The organism is Cupriavidus necator A5-1, from assembly GCF_000744095.1.
GTDB lineage: Bacteria > Pseudomonadota > Gammaproteobacteria > Burkholderiales > Burkholderiaceae > Cupriavidus > Cupriavidus necator_A.
The window spans coordinates 3761834-3777969 of the sequence record NZ_JQLI01000001.1 but is presented as its reverse complement, the minus strand read 5'-3'; the positions used below and the strand labels follow the sequence as shown (position 1 = coordinate 3777969).

Below are 16136 nucleotides of genomic sequence, written 5' to 3'. Positions count from 1 at the left end.
GTTTTCTTGACGTTTCTTGACGGAACCGGGGCGCGGCATACCGGCCACGCCGGCCAGCCCCCCCGCACAGGCTTCATGCAGCAGTCCACCAACACCGCGCCCGCGCGCGTGCTGCTGATCGACGACGACCTGGAGCTGGCGCAGATGCTGCGCGAGTACCTGGAGCCCGATCACTGCACGGTCACGCTGGCCCACACCCGCGAGCAGGGCGAGACCCTGCTGGCGCTCAACGACTACGACGTCGCCCTGCTCGACCTGATGCTGCCCGACGGCAACGGGCTGGAACTGCTCCGGCAGCACCGCGCGCGCTCGCAGCGCCCAGTGATCATGTTCACCGCGCACGGCGATGAAACCGACCGCGTGCTGGGGCTCGAACTCGGCGCCGACGACTATCTGAGCAAGCCCTTCAGCCCGCGCGAGCTGAAGGCGCGCATGCATGCGGTGCTGCGCCGCTTCCACACCGGCGGCGCCCCGGCGCAGCCGGCGCAATGCCAGTGGCTGCAGGCCGGCGCGCTGCGGCTCGACCTGGCTTCGGGCGTGGCCTCGCACGGCGATGCGCAGGCGGTGCTGACCGGCGCGGAACAGCGCGTGCTCGAGATCCTGCTGCGCTCGCCGGGGCGCGTGGTGGCGCGCGCGGAGATCGGCCGGTTCGCGCTGGGCCGCGCGCCCGAACGCTATGACCGCAGCATCGATACCCATATCAGCGTGCTGCGGCGCAAGCTGGCCCTCGACGGAGAGATCTCGCCGCTGCTGATCCGTAACCTGCGCGCGCAGGGTTATATGCTGGTGCAGGCGCCATGACGCCTTGGCGCCGCGTGCGTGCGCTGTTTCCGCTGCCGCTGTTCTGGCGCAACTTCCTCACCTTCTGGCTGTGCGCGGCGGCGATTGTCGGCATCGGCATGGCGCTGACCGCGGCGGTGGCCTGGTACCGCTTCGATGCGCTGGACGGCCTGGGCCCGGCCGCGCTGACCGAGGAAGCGGTCGAGGTGGCGTCGGCGCAGGGGCGGCCGGGGCTGCGGCGCTGGCTGTGGGCGATGGTGACCGGCCCCACGCGCCGGCTGCGCGAGGCCACGCAGGCGCTTGCCGCCGGTGAGCTGAGCGCACGCACGCCGCCAGCGCTGGCGCGGCGCGCCGACGAACTGGGCCAGCTGGCGCGGGACTTCGATGTCATGGCCGACCGCGTGCAGCACCGGATGGACTGGCGCGAGCAGCTGCTGCGCAATATCGCGCACGAACTGCGCTCGCCGCTGGGCCGCCTGCGCCTGTCGCTGGAACTGGCGCGCCGCCGCGATGCCACGCTCGAACTGCAGTTCGAGCGCATCGAGCGCGAGACCGAACGGCTCGACGCGCTGGTCGAGCGCACGCTGCAGCTCGCGCGGCTGCATGCGGTCGCGCCGGTGCGCAGCGCCATCGACCTGGCCGGACTGGTCGACGCCGTCGTCGCCGACGCGCGCTTCGAGGCCGCGGCCCGCGGCGTGGCGATCCGCTGGGCGCCGCCGCACGAGCTGCTGGTCGACGCCGACGCGGCCGCGCTGGGCAGCGCCATCGAGAACATCCTGCGCAATGCGGTGCGATACACCGATCCCGCCGTGCCGGTGACAGTGGCGCTTTGCGCCAATGACGAATCGATCCGGCTCGATATCGTCGACGGTGGCCCGGGCGTGCCGGAAGACGCGCTGGCCAGCCTGTTCGAGCCCTTCTACCGCGTGCGCAGCGGCCCCGGCCAGCCCGCGGGTGCGGGACTGGGGCTGAGCATCGCGCAGGCGGCGATCGCCGCGCATGGCGGCATGGTGGTGGCGCGCAATGCCGCGCCGCGCGGACTGGCGGTGCGGGTGTGGCTGCCGCGGCGGGCGCTGGCTGTTGCCGGCGCGGTCACGGAGGGTTTGCCTGCCTGACCGGCATTCGCGGCGCCTGAAGCCTTGTACTCGCCACAAGACGGATTGCACTTCGCCGCGCGGATAGCGGCTGCCCGAGAACTTCCCGGCCGGCCACGGCTCCTAATGGTCATGGGCCCGCGACGCCCCCGCCGCGCGCTCACGCACGGAGACGCCCCCATGAGGCTGACAGGCAAGACGGCGTTCGTCACCGGCAGTGCCAGCGGCATCGGCCGCGCCGTCGCGCGCCGGCTGGCGCAGGACGGCGCCGACGTCGTGCTGGCGGCGTTCCTGGCCAGCAGCGAAGCGGACTACATCACCGGCGTCACCATGCTGGCCGATGGCGGCCTGCTGTGGAACTATGCGGACCAGTGACCCTGCTCCCGCGCCCGGCGCAATCGCGGCCAGGGGCGGCCACACGGTGCCGCGCACGGACCCGGCCACGCCGGATGGCGCCGGCGCGGTCGCGGGGCCGTCGGCCGCGCCCGCCAAGGTCCATGCGGTGGCAAGCCCGCCGCTGGTCACGCACCGCGAATGCCCCGCGCCGCATGTGCTGCCAAGCTGCGCGCAGGCCGATGCGCAGTCACCAGCGTCGCGCTATGGCGAGCTCTTTGTCGACGTGCAGCACAGCGGCCTGTTTGCCGACAGCAAGACCTTCCCGGACTGCATCCCCAATTGCGATCCCGAGCTGATCGTGGCGCGCTACCGCGAACAGCGCAATACGCCGGGCTTCCTGCTGGCCGACTTCGTGCAGGCGCATTTCACCCGCGCCACCGTGCCGGACAGCCACTATGTCTCCGATCCCGCCTGCACGCTGCGCGAGCATATCGACGGCCTGTGGCCGGTGCTGACGCGGATGCCGGTGGCGCACCCGCCGCGCTCGTCGCTGCTGCCGCTGCCGCATCGCTACGTGGTGCCTGGCGGGCGCTTCGGCGAGCTGTACTACTGGGATTCGTACTTCACGATGCTGGGGCTGGCGGCCAGCGGCCGCGGCGACCTGCTGCTGGAGATGGTGCAGAACTTTGCCTACCTGATCGACAACTACGGGCTGGTGCCCAACGGCACGCGCAACTACTACCTGAGCCGCTCGCAACCGCCGGTGTTCGTGCTGATGGTCGACTTGCTGGAGCACGAGCAGGTCGCCCGCGTCATCGACTTCCTGCCGCAGCTGCGGCGCGAATATGCCTTCTGGATGGATGGCGCGCACGCGCTGCGGCCCGGCCATGCGCACCGGCGCGCGATCCGACTGCCCGACGGCGTGGTGCTCAACCGCTACTGGGATGACCGTTGCTGCCCGCGCGAGGAAGCCTTCCTGGAAGACATGCAGACCGCGCTGTGCAGCGGCCGGCCGCACCATGCGGTGTTCCGCGACCTGCGCGCCGCCGCCGAATCGGGCTGGGACTTCAGTTCGCGCTGGCTCGACACGCCCGCCGCCGCGCAGCCCGCGAACCTCGCTACCATCCGCACCACGGCGATGTTGCCGGTGGACCTGAACGCCTTGCTGTGGCACCTGGAGACGCGCCTTGCCGGGCTCGCCGGGCAGGCCGGCGACGCGGATGCGGCGGAATATCGCGCCGCCGCGCAGCAACGCGAAGCGGCCATCATGCAGACCATGTGGGACGAGGCCGCAGGCGCCTTCGTCGACTATGACTGGTGCCGCGGCGAGCCGCGCCGCTGCCTGACCGCGGCGACGGTGATGCCGCTCTACCTTGGCCTAGCAACACCCGCGCAGGCGCAGGCCGTGGCGCAGGCGATTTTCGCGCGACTGCTGGACCAGGGCGGCCTCGCGACCACCGAACTCACGTCCGGCCAGCAGTGGGACCATCCCAACGGCTGGGCGCCGCTGCAATGGCTGGCCGTGCGCGGACTGGCGCGCTACGGCCATGACTCGCTGGCGCGCGAGATCGCGCAGCGCTGGCTGGCCACGGTGGCCAGCCTCTACACCCACGAATGCAAGATGGTGGAGAAGTACCGCATCGAGGAGTGCGAAGCGCATGCCAAGGGCGGGGGCGGCGGCGAATATCCGCTACAGGACGGATTCGGCTGGACCAATGCCATCGCCAGCGCGCTGATGGCCCTGTATGGCGAGGTACCCGCGAGGTGCCGGGCTGAAGGTGGAACGGCGCCCTGACCACGGGTTCTTGCAGGGGGGCTGCCGCCCCTTCAGCGAGGTTGCGGGCAACGGGATCGTAGAGCGTGCCGTCGGCGCCACTGGAAGCAGGCGACTTTGCCGACATCGCGCTCACGGTATAGCCTTTCAGGAAACCTGTCTCGCGGGAGCCCTCCATGGTCGCACGCTCCATCGCTTCCCTGTCCGTCAGCTTTGGCCTGGTCTCGATACCGGTCAAGGTCTACTCCGCTACCGAAAGCAAATCGTCCGTCACCTTCAACCTGCTGCACAAGGGCTGCGGCTCGCGCCTGCGCCAGCAGTACATCTGCCTGCGCGAGGACGTGGTCGTCGACCGCGCCGACATGGTCAAAGGGTATGAGTTCGAGAAGGACCGCTACGTCACCTTCACGGCGGAAGAGCTGAAGGCGCTGGAAGATGCGGCACAGCACACCATCGACATCATCGCCTTCATGCCGGTCAAGGCCGTCGATCCGATCTACTACGACAAGGCCTACTACCTCGGGCCCGACAAGCGGGGCGCCAAGCCTTACACGCTGCTCTCTGAAGCGATGCGCAAGACCGACACCTGCGCGCTGGCCAAGTGGGTATGGAAGGGCAAGCAGTACATGGTCCAGATCCGCGTCGGCGACGATGGCCTGATCCTGCAGCAATTGCTGTACGCCGACGAGGTGCGCTCGATGGCGGACCTGCATGTCGAGCACACCGACGTGCAGCCCGCGGAACTGGCGCTTGCCGAGCAGCTGATCGCACAGAACACGGTGGAGGGCTACGACCCCTCGGCCTATACCGACGAGGAGAAGCAGCGCATCCTGGAACAGATCGACAAGAAGATCGCCGGCAAGAAGATTACCGTCGCGGCGGAAGCGCCGGAGTCCGCCGGCGGCGAGGTGATCGACCTGATGGAAGCGCTGCGCAACAGCCTCAGCACCGCTAAGAAGCGGCCTGCGGCCGCCAAGACCGCGCGCGAGCCGGCGCCGCGCAAGAGCGCAAAGCGCGCCGAAACCGTGACGACCCTGCCGAAGCGGGCGGCGAGGAAATAGCCGGCAATGGAGTTCTATACGCTGCGCGACGTACAGGCCCTGCTTGGCGTTCCGCGCTCGGTGGTCAATGCCCTGGTCGCCGCGGGCGTGATCGCGCCGCGCCGGGGCGCGCGCGGACAGCTGCAGTTTGCCTTCCAGGACGTGCTGTTGCTGCGTACCGCGCAGTCACTGAGGGCGTCGCATGTCCCCACGCGCCACATCGTGCGCGCGTTGCAGCGACTCGATGCCGTGGGCGCGGGGCGCCCCGCGACGGGCATGCGCGTGCGCGCCGTCGGCGGCGAGGTTGCGGTCAGGGACGAGTACGGTGCCTGGCAGGTCGATACCGGGCAGCGCATCATCGATTTCGAGCCGGAAGGCAGGCCCGGCACCGTGGTCGAGTTTGCGCGGCGGGCAGGGCATGATGTCTCCGGCAGCTTCAGTGGTACCGAACTGTTCGAGATGGCGCTGGAGCTGGAGCCGGTCGACCCGGCGGCGGCCGAATCGGCGTACCGCCGGGCGCTCACCGAGGATGCCGGCCTGCTTGACGCCTGGCTGAACCTGGGTTGCCTGCTGTGCGACCAGTCGCGCTTCGCGGAGGCGATCGAGCTGTACCGGGAGGCGCTGGCGCGCTTTCCGGATGCGCCCCTGGTCTACTACAACCTGGCGGTGGCCATGGAGGATGCGGGCGCCTATCGCGAGGCGCTCGCCAACTACCACGAGAGCATCAGCCTGGCGCCGGATTTTGCCGACGCCCACTATAACGCTGCGCGGCTGCATGACGAACTGGGGGACACGCAACGTGCCATTCGTCATTACAACCGGTACCGGCAGCTTGGCGCGGGCAAGCAGGAGACGGACTGATTCGTTTGAAAGGTCTGTCTGTAAGACGCATTCGAGCGCAGAGGCTCCGCCTTTACAGAGACAGGTCTGTCTGCAATACTTCGGTCATCAACTTGAGCAAAAGGTGGTCGACATGGCACAGGCTTCTGCGCGTGACCGGATCCTTGAGACCGCGGCGCGCCTGTTCTACCAGGACGGATTTCGGGCGACCGGCATCGACAAGATCATTGCGGAGTCGGGGGTGGCCAAGATGTCGCTCTACCGGCACTTCGCTTCCAAGAATGACCTGATTACGGCCTTCCTTGAGCGACGGCACGACTTCTGGATGCAGTGGTTCACCGAGGAAGTGGAGGCGGGATTTGCCGAGCGGCCCGGCCTTGCGGTGATCGCCGAAGCGCTGGGCGTGTGGTTCGCGCAGGCGGACTTCCGCGGCTGCGCGTTTATCAACATGGTCGCCGAGGCCGGTTCGACGGGCGACGCCACGCATTTGCAGCAAGCCATGGCGCACAAGAAATCGCTGGAGACCTATATCGAGACGCTGGCCCGGCGCATTGGCCTGGAAGATGTTGTGACCGTCGCGGCGGATGCCATGGTGTGTGTCGAGGGCATGATCGTGCGGTACCAGATGACGCACGGCCCGGCCATCGTGGAATCGGGCAAGCGGGTACTTGGCCATATCGAGGCCGCGGCGCGCCCGGCGAAGAAGACAGCGCGGGCTGCATAGCCTTCGCGCACGCGCGACACAGTCTCCAGATTGTGGCGTCACGTTGCTGACAAAGCTTGCGCCTGTCGGCGCAGTAGCGCAGTGTCGGTGGACCAGTGCGCTGAACGCAAGCCACCACCGATGGTGAACGCTCCCCTCTCCCGCGCAGTGGGAGAGGGGAGCAAACCGGCAGCACACGACTGTGGCAACGCGGCAGATTCCTCTTGCTGACGTTGCCGCAGCGTCCGGCTCAGAACCCGAACGAGGACAGGCCCGGGTGATCGTCGGGACGGCGGCCCAGCGGCCAGAAGAACTTGCGCTCGGATTCCTTGATCGGCATGTCGTTGATGCAGGCAAAGCGGCGCTGCATCACCCCTTGCTCGTTGAACTCCCAGTTCTCGTTGCCGAACGAGCGGTACCAGTTGTTGGCGTCGTCGCGCCACTCGTACGCAAAGCGCACGGCGATGCGATTGCCTTCGAACGCCCACAATTCCTTGATCAGCCGGTACTCCAGTTCCTTGTTCCACTTGCGGGTCAGGAACTCAATGATGGCTGCGCGGCCGTTGACGAACTCGGCGCGGTTGCGCCACGCGCTGTCCGGCGTATAGGCCAGCGCAACCTTTTCCGGGTTGCGGCTGTTCCAGCCGTCTTCGGCAAGGCGAACCTTTTCGATTGCGGTTTCGAGGGTGAACGGGGGGACCGGCGGGCGGACTTCATTGGTGGACATGGCATTCTCCTAACAAGATGGATGGCACGTTGCTGACGGACATGGCAGGCGATCTACCGACTGGCGCATTGGTGGGCTTGCAGCGCTGGCGCATGCCTTGCTCCACCTTTGTCCAGACTTCCCGGCGAGGCCAGGTCGTGAGATGCAGTGTGGAAGAAAACTCGCGGAGGCTATATCGAGATCGCACGGTTTCCACTCAATTGGCACGGCGTCGCGGGCTGGGCACAGGACCGTGCCTCAGAACGGCTTGGTCGGCAGGTACTTGCCGTCGAGCGTGATCACCGCGCGATGGCCGCCGTCCGGGTCTTCCACCTTCTTGATGTCCAGCCGGAAGTTGATCGCGCTGATGATGCCGTCGCCGAACTTCTCGTGCACCAGCGCCTTCAGCGTGGAGCCGTAGATCTGCACGATCTCGTAGAAGTGATAGATGGTCTGGTCGGTCGGCACGCCGCCCCGGCGGCGCTGCTCCAGCGCAAGCGCGCTTACCGTAGCGCGGCGGCACGGGCGTTCGTGGCTACCGCGCTTGAAGTCGTCGGCTGAAGCAGGTCCCAGCGGCATTGCATCGGGCCAATGCGAAAGCGGGAAGCGTCTTGGCGCTTCCCGCCCGGTCCGGCCTGCATCAGCCTACCCGGCTCACGCCGCCGTTTCCATCAGGGACAGGATCGCGCCGGCGATCTCGTCCAGATGGGTTTCCAGTGCGAAGTGTCCGGTGTCCAGCATCTGCACGCGCGCATTCGGGTTGTCGCGCCGGTAGGCCTGCGCACCCGCGGGGATAAAGAAAGCGTCGTGCTTGCCCCAGATCGCCAGCGTGGGCGGCTGGTATTCGCGGAAGAACGCCTGGAATGCCGGGTAGAGCTTGAGGTTGTTGGCGTAGTCCAGGAACAGGTCGAGCTGGATCTCCTTGTTGCCGGGGCGTTCCAGCAGCGCGGCGTCGAGGACATAGGCCTCGGGCTCGATCACCGCCGGGTTGGCCACGCCATGCTCATATTGCCAGCGCGTACCTGCCAGCGTCAGCACGTCATGCAACGCTTCCCGGTTGGCCTGGGTGGGCTCCTGCCAGTATCGTCGAATCGGGTCCCACGCATCGCCCAGCCCTTCCAGGTAGGCATTGCCGTTCTGCGAAATGATCGCGGAGATGCGCTCCGGGTGCGCTAGCGCGAGGCGCAGGCCCACGGGCGCGCCATAGTCGAAGACATAGATGCCATAGCGGGTCAGGCCGAGCGCATCGACAAAGGCCAGCGTGGTCCTGACCAGGTTGTCGAAGGTGTAGCGGTAGTCGCGCGCTTGCGGCACCACCGTGAAGCCGAAGCTCGGCAGGTCGGGCGCAATCACGCGGTAGCGCTGCGCCAGGATCGGGATCAGATGGCGAAACATATGCGACGACGACGGAAACCCGTGCAGCAGCAGGAGCACGGGCGCGTCGGCGGGGCCGGCCTGGCGGTAGAAGACCTGGACTCCGTCCGCTTCCACGGTGTGGACGGTGACGCCCGGGATGGTGTGGGTGGCGTTGGGCATGGCGACTCCTCGCTGAGAACCTTTGAAACCGTTAAAAGTTAACAACAACGGTTACAGGATAATCGCCGCTTGTAACTTGTCAAGGCTATTTTTGATGGTTACAATTGTTCGCAGGACATACCTGCCATGAGCGCCATGACCCGCCACACTCACGAACCCGATGCCCATATGGCCCCGAGGCTGCTTGCCGACCACGTCGCCCTCGACCTGATCAATACGGTCGAGCAGGTCGAGGGCGTCCCGACGGATCGCTGGCAGGGCAATGCGGATGTGATGGACTGGCTGGTCGCGACCGGCCTGGTGGCACAGGCGGAGCGGCCGAAGAAGCTGCCCGACGACCTGCTGGCGGCGGCCAGGGCGCTACGCGAGGTCGTGCGCGGTGCGGTGCTCAGGCGCAAGCATGGGGAAGCGGTGGACCTGGCGGCGCTGAATCGGATCCTGGCGCAAGGCACAAGCCACCTGGAATTGCGGCGGGACCGGGACGGCGCGGTCAAGGTGCACCGGTGCCATGACCGCACCCGTGCCGCAGGCTGGCTCGCACCACTGGCCGAGGCGGCCGCCGAACTGCTCGCGTCCGGCGACTTCGCGCTGATCCGCAAATGCGAGAGCGACGATTGCTCGCTGTGGTTCTACGACCGGACCCGTTCGCACCGGCGCCGCTGGTGCAGCATGGCGCTCTGCGGCAACCGCCACAAGGTGGCGTCGTTCCGCAAGCGCAGCGAAGCGGCCGCCAGTTAGGCAAGCGCTGCGGCGCTCGCCATTTCAAGCTCAGCCGCGCAGGCGCGCGTTGAGGCGACCGCGCGTGATCGCGGCGATCTGCGCCAGCGCTTCGTCCAGTTCCTGCGGCGTGCTGCGGCCGATGCGGCGTTCGAACGCGGCGAAGATGCCTTCGCGCGTGTAGTGCCGCACGCAGATGATGAACGGAAAGCCGTGGCGCCCGAGGTAGTCGGCGTTGAGCCGGTCAAGCTCGCCTTCCTGCTGTTGCGACATCGCGTCGAGCCCCGCGCTCTTCTGCTCGGCATTGGAATCCGCCGTCATCGTCCCCGCACGGATATTGCGCGCCGACAGCTGCGGGTGCAGGTTGAGGAAATCGCGCTGGCCCTGTTCGTCCAGCTTGCGCACCACGTCCATCATGGCTTCATGCAGCGCCGAAACCGAAGCAAACGGTCGGCGCGCCCACGCGCCCTGCGCCGCCTGCGGAAAATGCTCGAACACGCTGCCAAAGGCGCTGGCAAAGCCCGCGTGGTCCAGCGCGTTGACCGAAGCCAGATCGAGTGGCTGTGACATGGACTGCTCTCCCGTAAAGATCCCGAAGACTCGGTGAATACGGGCCGAGTATAGGAAGGGCCCATCGCCGCGGCGAGAGGCCCTGTCCTATAGGTCGCATAACAGAATCCGATACCGCCTACCGTTGCATGTCGCGCAGCTCGCGCAGTTCCTGCGAGGCAGCAGTCAGCATGCCGCGCAGCCAGATATGCGCGGCCGAGCGGTGGCGCGACGGATGCCACAGCTGGTAGAAGCGCATGAACGGGAAGTCGATGGGCGGTTCGAGCACCGCCAGCGGCACATGCTGCGCGTGGTAGTTGGCAAAGTGGCGCCCCGTGGTCAGGATCAGGTCGGTGCCGGGGATCAGGCTGGGCGCAAGGTTGAAGTACGGGCAGCTCACGCGGTTGTCGCGATGCACGCGCATCGTGCTGAGCCCGGAATCGACCAGGCCACGCTGGTCGCGCGAGTACGGCGTGGGCACGATATGCGACGCGCCCAGGTAGGCCTGCGCGGTGAACTTGCCGGGCTGCGTGTGCGCGCTGTCCTGCGCCACCACGCACACCACTTCGTCTTCCAGCAGGACCGACAGGTGCAGGTGCTCCGGCGGATTCGGCCAGTTGCCGATCACGATATCGGCCGAGCCTTCGGACAGCGCCTGCTCGTAGTCGAAGCTGGAGCCGAGCGGCATGGCCACCAGCCGCGCGTGCGGCGCAGCACGGCGGAACTCGCGCACCACGTGGGCAAAGAAGGGCGGCGCCAGGTAGTCGGGCATCGCCACGACAAAGCTTTGCTCGGTGGTGGCCGGGTCGAAACGCTCGTCGGACACCAGCAGGTTGTCAAGCGCGCTGAGCGCCGCCTGTGCGTTGCGCGCCAGCTGCAGCGCGCGCTCGGTGGGCACCATCACGTTCTTCTCGCGCGTGAGCAGCGGGTCGTTGAAGATGGCGCGCAGCCGCTTGAGCGCCGCGCTGATTGCCGGCTGCGACTGGTTCAGGCGGATCGCGGTGCGCGACACGCTGCGCTCAGCGATCAGGATGCACAGCACCCGCAGCAGGTAGGTATCGAACGGATCGTCGGCGCGAATCATGGTGTATCCGGTGGCAAGTGGGAGGCTGGTGCGCGGGACGCCGCAAATCCTGGCACGCCGCGGCCGCCAATGGCGACTTTGTAGCGTGTCGCGCACCGCGCGGCAACGCGGTGGAACCCGGACACAGGGGACGCCGCCTGCGCGGCGAGCACCCGATCCGCGCCCCACGGGGGTGCAAAGGCCCGTCTAGGGGTAATCCATAGGTCTGCGCCGGACCCTGCCAGATCCCCGGAAAGCCGCTCCACACAAGGCTTTGCGGCCCATATCGCGGCTGCTATAGGGCCTATACCAGCACCCCCGTTCCCCATTGCCGGGCCGTTTCTATACTTGCACCCAACCAAGCGGATGCCATGCCCCGCGCCCGGCCGGGCGCCCCGGCGGCAAGCCGCCCAGGACAAGCAAGACGTAACGACACGATAAGACAGGAGACACCATGTCAATCACAAAACAAGGGCTTCCGATCTACGCCGGCGCGGCCGACGACACGGAAGACAGCGTCTACCGCAAGGTCTCGTGGCGCCTGCTGCCGTTTCTCGGCGTGCTGTGGGTGCTGGCGTGGCTCGACCGCGTGAACATCGGCTTCGCCAAGCTGCAGATGCTCGACGCGCTGCAGTTCAGCGAAGCGGTGTACGGGCTGGGCGCGGGCATCTTCTTCCTCGGCTACTTCTTCTTCGAAGTGCCGTCGAACATGCTGCTGCAGAAGATCGGCGCCAAGAAGACCATCATGCGCATCACGATCTGCTGGGGCGTGATCTGCATGCTGCAGACCTTTGTCACCACGCCCACGCAGTTCTACGTCCTGCGCTTCCTGCTCGGCGCCTTTGAGGCGGGCTTCTATCCGGGCGTGATCCTTTACCTGACCTACTGGTACCCGACCCAGCGGCGTGCCAGGGCATTCGGCACCTTCATGTCGGCATCGGCCATCGCCGGCGTGCTGGGCGGCCCCCTCGCCGGCTGGATCATGACCTCGATGGGCGGCGTGCAGGGCATGCACGGCTGGCAGTGGCTGTTTATCCTGGAAGGCATTCCGTCCGTGCTGGCCGGCATCTTTGCCTGGTTCTACATGACCGACAAGCCGGAGCAGGCGCGCTGGCTGAGCGACAGCGAGAAGCGCGTCGTCCTTGAAACGCTGAAGCACGACAACGCCGCCATGGGCGAGCGCGGCCACGACTGGCGCAAGCTGTTCACCAACGGCAAGGTCTGGCTGCTGATCGCGATCTACTTCTGCCTGCTGTGCGCCAACTCGACGCTGACGTTCTGGATCCCGACCGTGATCAAGGACGTGGGCTTCAGCGGCCCGATGGCGGTGGGCTGGATCGCGGCGGTGGCGTACCTGTGCGGCGCGGCCGGCATGATCGCCAACGGCGCGCATTCGGACCGCCGCAACGAAGTGCGCTGGCACTTCAGCGGCGCGGCGCTGGTGGGTGGCGGTGCAATGGCGGTGCTGGCCGTGCTGCTCGGCGCGCAGGTGATGTCGCCGATGGTGGCACTGTTTGCGATGACGGCCGCGCTGGTCGGCACCATGAGCGCCATCCCGGTGTTCTGGCAGCTGCCCAACCGTTACCTGGCCGGCAGTGCCGCCGCGGTGGGCGTGGCGCTGATCAACTCCGTGGCGAACCTGGCTGGCTTTGGCGCGCCGTATGTGATGGGCCTGATCAAGAACACCACTGGCAAGCTCACCACCGGCCTGTATCTCGTCGCCGTTATCGAAGTGCTGGCCGCGCTGCTGGTGCTGATCGGCATCCGCAAGCTGGGCAACAAGCGCGAGGCCTGACATGAGCCAGGACAACCACGACAACGTCGACGCAAGCCGCCGGCGCTTCGCGCTGCAATCGATGACGCTTGGCGGCGGCGCGCTGCTCGCCGGAGCGAGCTGGGGCGCGACGCCTGAAGCGACATCGCCGGCCGTGCCCAACCAGGCCACCGGCCCCGTGCAGCAAGGCGGCCTGAGCCCGCGCCTGACCATGCACGCGCTCGACACCTGGCACGGCACGCCCGCCGCCGGCATGCGCGTAGACCTGTTCCGCATCGACAACGGCCAGCCGCGCCTGATGCAGACCGTCACGCTCGCCGCCAACGGCCGCAGCGAACCGCCGCTGCTGATCGGCGACAGCTACCGCACCGGCACGTACGAGCTGCTGCTGCACGTGGACGAATACTTCGCCGCGCGCAAGGCCAGCCTGCCGCAACCGCCGTTCCTGTCGAAGATCCCGCTGCGCCTGCGCGTGACCGATGCCAGCCAGCGCATCCACCTGCCCGTGCTGGTCGGGCCGTGGAGCTACAACTACTATCGCGGCAGCTGAAGCCGCGCACCTATCCGGAGGCATCGCATCATGGCAGGCATCAGCACGCATGTGCTCGACGTATCGCTGGGCAAGCCCATCGCCGGCATGCAGGTCGAGTTGTTCGACTTGGGCACGCAGCCGCCGCGGCTGATCGCCCGCACCCGCACCAACCAGGACGGACGCACCGACGCGCAGATGCTGCCCGCGGCGCAGGCGCGTACCGGCGACTTCGAGCTGCGCTTCTGGGTCGCGGATTATTTCAGCACACCGGACGTGTTCGCCGACATCGTTCCCGTGCGCTTTACCGTCGCGGATGCCGCGCAGCACTACCACGTGCCGCTGCTGTGCTCGCCGTGGAGCTTCGGGACGTATCGGGGCAGCTGAAGCGGCGAGTTCCTGTCGCCGCCCCGGCCTCGGCGCAGGACATCATGAGCAATGCGGCTTTCCCCCGTTCCTCGATCAACAAAAAATGACGCCCAGGGGCGTGACCGCAACGCATGGCGCCCGCGCGCCGATGCTGTGCCAGGGGAGACGGACCCGGCCGGCGCCCGGCGTGGTATCGCCATGCGCGGAGGGTGCGGTGACGCGTCCCTGGGCGCAGGTGTCGTGGGAATGCCCGGGTAGTGGAGGAGCGTCCCGGTAGGGCAGCAAGCTGAGGTGGCCTGCACGGGCAGGTGCGCCGCGACAGGGGAAATATAGGCGCGTCGGGCCGCGGTGACAGAGCACAGTCCTCTCGGCTGCGCCGGGACACAGTCTGCCGCCTCCGTGTCGCCGGCCTGGTTGTGCCGCATTCCGGCGATGAACTGTACTCCGGAATCTGCAGCCTCTTTGTGCGCCTCGGTTACCTCTGGCCGCGCCTAATCTGGCCTGGTTGCATCGAGGGCCGGCCCGATCACCGCCGGGCAGCCCATGCGCCTACCAGAGGAAACCGCCATGCGTTCGCCCACGCCCGAAAAAGGCCAGGTCGCCCCCCTCGACCGATTGCTTTCCCTTTCCTGCGCCGTACTGACGGTAAGCGACCATCGCACGCCCGCGACCGACACCTCCGGCGACCTGCTCGTCCGCCACCTCGAAGCAGCGGGACACCGCTGCGTCCGCCGCGACATATCGGTGGACAACGTCTACGTCATTCGCCGCATCCTGAGCGACTGGATCGTGGCCGGCGACGTGCAGGTGATCCTGACCAATGGCGGCACTGGCTTCAAGCCGGGCAATTCGGTGCCCGATGCGGTAGTGCCGCTGCTCGATCGGGAGATCGACGGCTTCGGCGAGCTGTTCCGCATGGTTTCCTACCGGGAAATCGGCAGTGCCGCCCTGCAGTCCCGCGCCGTGGCCGGCCTCGCCAACGGCCGGATCATTTTCTGCCTGCCGGGATCCGAGGATTCCTGCAACCTTGGCTGGGAACACCTGATCCGGCCGCAACTGGATAGCCGCACGCGCCCGTGCAACTTCGCCACTGCATTCCGGCAGGGGGCCACGGCATGCTGAGCTTCGATGCAGCGCAAAGCCTGTTTGCCGACAGCGTCGACCCTGTCGTCGACACCGAGCCGGTCTGGCTGGGCCTGGCATCGGGCCGGGTGCTGGCGCGCGATGTGCCGGCACGACTCGACGTCCCCGCCGCGGACAAGAGCGCCATGGACGGCTATGCCATCCGCATGGCCGACTGGCGTCGGGGACAAAGCTTCCCGGTCCAGCAAGTCTGCTACGCGGGCAACTGCCCGGAATCACTGGCAGCCGGACATGCCATCCGCCTCTTCACCGGATCGCTGGTTCCGCAATGCGCGGACACGGTGATTGCCGACGAGCATGCCGTACTGTCCGAGGACACGGTGTCATTCCTTCGCGCGCCGGTAGCGGGGCGCAACATCCGCCGCCAGGGCGAGGATGCACAGGCCGGCAGCCCGTTGCTCAGCGCAGGCACGCTGCTCGGCCCCGGGCATATTGCCGCGCTTGCGTCCCAGGGCGTGACCACCATCCCGGCGGTGAGGCTGGTCGAGGTCGCGCTGCTGATCTCGGGCGACGAAGTCGCGGCGCATGCCGAGCCGCAGGGCCGCCACCAGGTCCACAATATCAACGGGCCCATGCTTGAATCGCTGGTGGAGTCGCTTGGCGCCATCGTGGTCAAGCGCAAGTACGTCAGGGACGAGGAGCGGGCGGTCCACCAGGCGCTGCTCGAACTGGTGGACGACGCCGACATGGTGCTGCTGACCGGTGGGGCCTCGGGCGGCGTCAGGGACCTGGCGGCGCCGGCGCTGGTGTCGGCGGGCGGCGAGCTGCTGTTCCACCAGGTCAACATGAAGCCGGGCAAGCCGGTCTCGGTGGGGCGGCTGCGCGCAAAGCCGGTGGTCTGCCTGCCGGGCAATCCGGCCGCGGCCTACACCACCTTTGCGCTGCTGGTGACGCCGATGCTGCGCAAGCTCCAGGGGCGGGCGCACATCTATCCTGCGGTCAGCCAGGTCCGTGTCGATCTCGGCAAGCGGGAGAAGACCCAGCGCGATGAGTTCTGGCGGGCTACCAGGATCGCGCGCCAGGTCGGCTACGACCGGGCGCAGGTCCACAGCCAGCAGGGTGCGGCGTCGGTTTCCGCACTGGGCGATGCCGGTGGCTTTATCCGCGTGTCACCGCAGGCGGATATCGCCGCCTACGATCTCTTGCCGTATTACGACCTGCGCTGCTGGCTGTCCTAGCACGC

General features: G+C 67.5%; 17 protein-coding genes and 1 pseudogene. 13 read left to right on the top strand and 5 right to left on the bottom strand.

The features are described from left to right. Positions 1 to 75: 75 nt before the first annotated feature. From K307_RS16800 to K307_RS16770, 7 genes are all read left to right on the top strand, one after another. Positions 76 to 801: a response regulator transcription factor gene (locus tag K307_RS16800; RefSeq protein ID WP_042879770.1), complete on the top strand. Its 726-nt coding sequence runs from the start codon at positions 76 to 78 to the stop codon at positions 799 to 801. Next, entirely contained in the window at positions 798 to 1895 is a 1098-nt protein-coding gene (locus K307_RS16795) for a HAMP domain-containing sensor histidine kinase (protein ID WP_042879767.1), read from the top strand. Before K307_RS16800 ends, K307_RS16795 begins: the two co-directional genes overlap by 4 nt. Before the next feature lie 159 nt (positions 1896 to 2054). Next, positions 2055 to 2249, top strand: coding sequence for an SDR family NAD(P)-dependent oxidoreductase (locus K307_RS51060; protein ID WP_042879766.1), 195 nt, complete (start codon positions 2055 to 2057; stop codon positions 2247 to 2249). Further along, positions 2236 to 4005, top strand: a complete 1770-nt coding sequence (gene treF, locus K307_RS16785; RefSeq protein ID WP_042879764.1) for an alpha,alpha-trehalase TreF — start codon at positions 2236 to 2238, stop codon at positions 4003 to 4005. Before K307_RS51060 ends, treF begins: the two co-directional genes overlap by 14 nt. A 155-nt stretch (positions 4006 to 4160) precedes the next feature. Next, positions 4161 to 5045: a Ku protein gene (locus K307_RS16780; protein ID WP_042879762.1), complete on the top strand. Its 885-nt coding sequence runs from the start codon at positions 4161 to 4163 to the stop codon at positions 5043 to 5045. Between the two features lie 6 nt (positions 5046 to 5051). After that, the gene (locus K307_RS16775; RefSeq protein ID WP_042879760.1) at positions 5052 to 5885 is read left to right on the top strand and encodes a tetratricopeptide repeat protein; all 834 of its coding nucleotides are present in this window, start codon (positions 5052 to 5054) and stop codon (positions 5883 to 5885) included. A gap of 112 nt (positions 5886 to 5997) precedes the next feature. After that, entirely contained in the window at positions 5998 to 6588 is a 591-nt protein-coding gene (locus K307_RS16770) for a TetR/AcrR family transcriptional regulator (protein ID WP_042879758.1), read from the top strand. Between the two features lie 229 nt (positions 6589 to 6817). Here K307_RS16770 and K307_RS16765 read toward each other — a convergent pair whose 3' ends face one another. The 3 genes and pseudogenes from K307_RS16765 to K307_RS16755 all read right to left on the bottom strand — a co-directional run bounded on the left by K307_RS16765 (position 6818) and on the right by K307_RS16755 (position 8809). Then, positions 6818 to 7294, bottom strand: a complete 477-nt coding sequence (locus K307_RS16765; protein WP_042879756.1) for a DUF1348 family protein — start codon at positions 7292 to 7294, stop codon at positions 6818 to 6820. Between the two features lie 237 nt (positions 7295 to 7531). After that, a pseudogene (gene cynS, locus K307_RS16760) lies at positions 7532 to 7747 on the bottom strand (cyanase); the annotation flags it as partial. Positions 7748 to 7927: 180 nt separating this feature from the next. Next, positions 7928 to 8809: an alpha/beta fold hydrolase gene (locus tag K307_RS16755; protein WP_042879755.1), complete on the bottom strand. Its 882-nt coding sequence runs from the start codon at positions 8807 to 8809 to the stop codon at positions 7928 to 7930. A 126-nt stretch (positions 8810 to 8935) separates the two neighbouring features. On the opposite strand from K307_RS16755, the gene K307_RS16750 reads away from it, so the two are divergent. After that, entirely contained in the window at positions 8936 to 9547 is a 612-nt protein-coding gene (locus K307_RS16750; protein WP_329955887.1) for a CGNR zinc finger domain-containing protein, read from the top strand. A gap of 30 nt (positions 9548 to 9577) precedes the next feature. Here K307_RS16750 and uraD read toward each other — a convergent pair whose 3' ends face one another. Together uraD and K307_RS16740 are read right to left on the bottom strand one after the other, a co-directional pair. Then, complete coding sequence (gene uraD, locus K307_RS16745) at positions 9578 to 10096, bottom strand: 2-oxo-4-hydroxy-4-carboxy-5-ureidoimidazoline decarboxylase (RefSeq protein ID WP_042879754.1); 519 nt, start codon at positions 10094 to 10096, stop codon at positions 9578 to 9580. A gap of 118 nt (positions 10097 to 10214) precedes the next feature. After that, positions 10215 to 11159: a LysR family transcriptional regulator gene (locus K307_RS16740; RefSeq protein WP_042879753.1), complete on the bottom strand. Its 945-nt coding sequence runs from the start codon at positions 11157 to 11159 to the stop codon at positions 10215 to 10217. A gap of 433 nt (positions 11160 to 11592) precedes the next feature. Here K307_RS16740 and K307_RS16735 point away from each other — a divergent pair, with 433 nt between their 5' ends. The 5 genes from K307_RS16735 (at position 11593) to K307_RS16715 (ending at position 16131) form a co-directional block, all read left to right on the top strand. Further along, complete coding sequence (locus K307_RS16735; RefSeq protein WP_042879751.1) at positions 11593 to 12933, top strand: MFS transporter; 1341 nt, start codon at positions 11593 to 11595, stop codon at positions 12931 to 12933. Position 12934: 1 nt separating this feature from the next. Beyond that, positions 12935 to 13462: a hydroxyisourate hydrolase gene (uraH, locus tag K307_RS16730; RefSeq protein WP_042879749.1), complete on the top strand. Its 528-nt coding sequence runs from the start codon at positions 12935 to 12937 to the stop codon at positions 13460 to 13462. 30 nt (positions 13463 to 13492) lie between these two features. Continuing rightward, positions 13493 to 13828 (top strand): hydroxyisourate hydrolase, encoded by a 336-nt coding sequence (gene uraH / locus K307_RS16725; protein ID WP_042879747.1) that lies wholly within the window; start codon positions 13493 to 13495, stop codon positions 13826 to 13828. Positions 13829 to 14377: 549 nt separating this feature from the next. Beyond that, on the top strand, positions 14378 to 14932 hold the full coding sequence (moaB, locus tag K307_RS16720; RefSeq protein ID WP_051974934.1) for a molybdenum cofactor biosynthesis protein B: 555 nt from the start codon (positions 14378 to 14380) through the stop codon (positions 14930 to 14932). Beyond that, a complete protein-coding gene (locus K307_RS16715; protein WP_042879745.1) occupies positions 14926 to 16131 on the top strand; it encodes a molybdopterin molybdotransferase MoeA in 1206 nt (401 codons plus the stop codon). The genes moaB and K307_RS16715 overlap by 7 nt, the downstream gene beginning before the upstream one ends. Positions 16132 to 16136: the final 5 nt, after the last annotated feature.